Annotated in this window: 1 protein-coding gene; it reads left to right on the top strand. The window is 70.9% G+C overall.

Annotated features, from left to right (window positions below; all coding sequences use genetic code 11):
• Window positions 1-78 precede the first annotated feature (78 nt).
• Window positions 79-2,828, top strand: a 2,750-nt coding sequence (locus ACFWI9_RS33690; protein ID WP_387168955.1) for a condensation domain-containing protein, incomplete at its 3' end; no start/stop codon positions are given.

Genomic DNA, 2,828 nt, shown 5'->3' with positions numbered 1-2,828 from the left:
GCGGCGCTTCCGGTGCCGGGTGTGGATGGTTGTGACGGGGTGGGGGAGGAGGGTGGGTCGCGGGGGCCGGGTAATGCGGTGGAGGAGTTGTTGTGTGGTCTGTTCGCCGAGTTGCTGGGGCGTGAACGGGTCGGTGTCGATGCCGACTTCTTCGAACTCGGCGGCCACTCACTGCTCGCGGTCCGGCTTGTCAGCCGCATCCGCTCCGAGCTGGACGCGGAGATCGACATGCGCACGGTCTTCGAAGCGCGCACTCCGGCCGAGCTCGCCGCCCGGTTCGCCCCCGCAGCGCCCTCCCGAATCCCGTTGGAGCCGTGGACCACCCGTCCGGAGAGCCTGCCGCTGTCTTTCGCCCAGTCACGCTTCTGGTTCCATGGCGAACTCTCCGCAGGCCGAGACAGCTCGGACAGCTCGGACAGCTCGGACGGCTCGGATAGCTCGGACGGCGAGGCGCAGACGATCACCACGGCGGTGCGGCTGACCGGCGAACTGGACCGGGCGGCGCTGCGAGCCGCGCTACGGGACGTGGCCGGGCGCCACGAGAGCCTGCGCACGGTCTTCCCCGTCGTGGACGGGGCCGCTTACCAACACGTCCTGGACCCCGACTCCACTGCCGTCACCTCACCACTGGAGCTGCCCGTCACCCGGATCGAGTCCGCACAGGTGGCGCGGACCATGGCCGAGACCTCGCGGCAGGGCTTCGACCTGACCGTGGAACCACCGCTGCGGGCCCGGCTGCTCGCCGTGAACGACAGCGATCACGTCCTGCTGGTGACGATCCACCACATCGCGTTCGACGGATGGTCGGCCGCGCCGTTCCTGCGTGATCTCTCGGCGGCCTATCGTGCGCGGCTGTCCGGTGGCGGCGTGGCGCCGGAATGGGACGAACTTCCCGTGCAGTACGCGGACTTCACTTTGTGGCAGCGTGAGGTGCTGGGTTCGCCCGAGGATGAGGGCAGTCTGTGCGCACGGCAGCTCGCCTACTGGCGGCGCAGTCTCGACGGCCTCCCCGAAGAGCTCGGCCTCCCCACCGACCGGCCCCGGCCGCCCATCGCATCGCACCACGCGGCCGCCGTCCCGCTGCGACTGGGAGCCCAGGACCACGGGCGGCTGACTGCGCTGGCCCACCGCCACGGGGCGAGCTTGTTCACCGTGCTGCACGCGGGACTCGCGGGGTTCCTGCACCGGCTCGGCGCGGGCAGTGATATCGCGGTGGGCAGCCCGGTCGCCGGTCGCACGGATGCCGCGCTGGACGAGCTGGTCGGCTGCTTCCTCAACACCGTCGTCGTACGCACCGTCCTGACCGGTGAACCTGACTTCGGCGCACTGGTCGACCGGGTGCGCACCGAGGTGCTCGCCGCGCTCGACCACCAGGACGTGCCGTTCGAGAAGGTGGTGGAATCCGTCAACCCACCCCGGACCCCGGCCCGCCACCCGCTGTTCCAGACCATGCTCAGCCTTCAGAACAACGCGGCGGCCGCCGTGGATCTGCCCGGTCTGGAAGCAGCGCCGCTGACGGCGGACGCCCGGTATCCCTCGTTCGCCTTCGACCTGCTCTTCGACATCGCCGAGACCGGCACCGGTCTTGAGGGGCGGCTGGTCTACGCACAGGACCTGTTCGACCGTGCCACCGCCGAACGTATGGCGGGCTGGTTCGAACGGTTCCTCGCGGAGGCGGCAGCCGATCCGACCCGCCCCGTAGGACGGCTGCACCTCCTCTCCGCGGGCGAGCGCACGGCGATGCTCGAATCGGGCAGTGGCCGTACCCACGAGGTGAGCGCCCGGACCGTTCCCGACTGGCTGCGGCAGTGGGCGGACCAGACCCCGGACGCCGTCGCCGCGGTCTGCGGTGACGACTCGATCACCTATCGGGAGCTGGACGCCCGGACCCAGCGCCTGGCGCGGTATCTGAGCGCACGGGGCGCGGGGCCCGAGCGGCTTGTAGCCGTGGCCATGGAGCGCTCACTCGATCTGCTCGTCGCCCTCATCGCCGTACACAGGACCGGAGCCGCGTACCTCCCCATCGACCCAGGGCACCCCAGGGGGCGCATCGCGGCGGTGCTGTCCGACGCGCGGCAGGGCTCGCCTGTTCCGGTCCTGTCCGACCGTGCCACACGCTCGGCGGTGGGTGAGGACGACTGGCTGGCCCTGGACGATCCCGAGCCGGCGTCCCGACTCGCCGGCCTGACCGGCGACGACGTGCCGGTCGGCGGACTGCCGGACCGGATCGACCCGCACAGCATGGCCTACGCGATCTACACCTCGGGGTCCACCGGTCGGCCCAAGGGCGTCGCCGTCACCCATCGGAACCTCACCAACCTGCTGGACGCCATGCGCGACCGGCTGCCCCTGGCACCGGACGACCGGTGGCTCGCCGTGACGACCGTCGCGTTCGACATCGCCCACCTCGAACTGCTGCTGCCGCTGCGCGAGGGCGCATGTCTCGTCATCGCCGGGTCCGACGAGGCGAAGGACCCGTTCGCGCTCGCCCGGCTGATCGAGCGGCATTCGGTGACGGTGGTGCAGGCGACCCCGTCGTTGTGGTCCGTTGTCGTCGACAGTGTCCCGGACGCGGTCCGAGGGCTGCGTGTCCTGGTGGGCGGTGAGGCGCTCGGCGCCAGCCTCGCCATCGAACTCACCGAGCGGGCGCGCGAGGTGATCAATGCCTACGGGCCCACCGAGACCACCATCTGGTCGCTGGCCGCACCCGTACGCCGGAGCGACGGGCGGGCCCCGTCGATCGGGCGTGGGTTGGCGAATACGCGGGTGTATGTGCTGGATGGGTGTTTGGTTCCGGTGCCGGTGGGTGTGGTGGGGGAGTTGTATGT

Origin of the sequence: Streptomyces sp. NPDC127084, from assembly GCF_042724175.1 — a bacterium.
Lineage (GTDB): Bacteria > Actinomycetota > Actinomycetes > Streptomycetales > Streptomycetaceae > Streptomyces.
The sequence above is the reverse complement of the archived record's forward strand: the minus strand, read 5'-3'. Positions and strand labels throughout refer to the sequence as shown.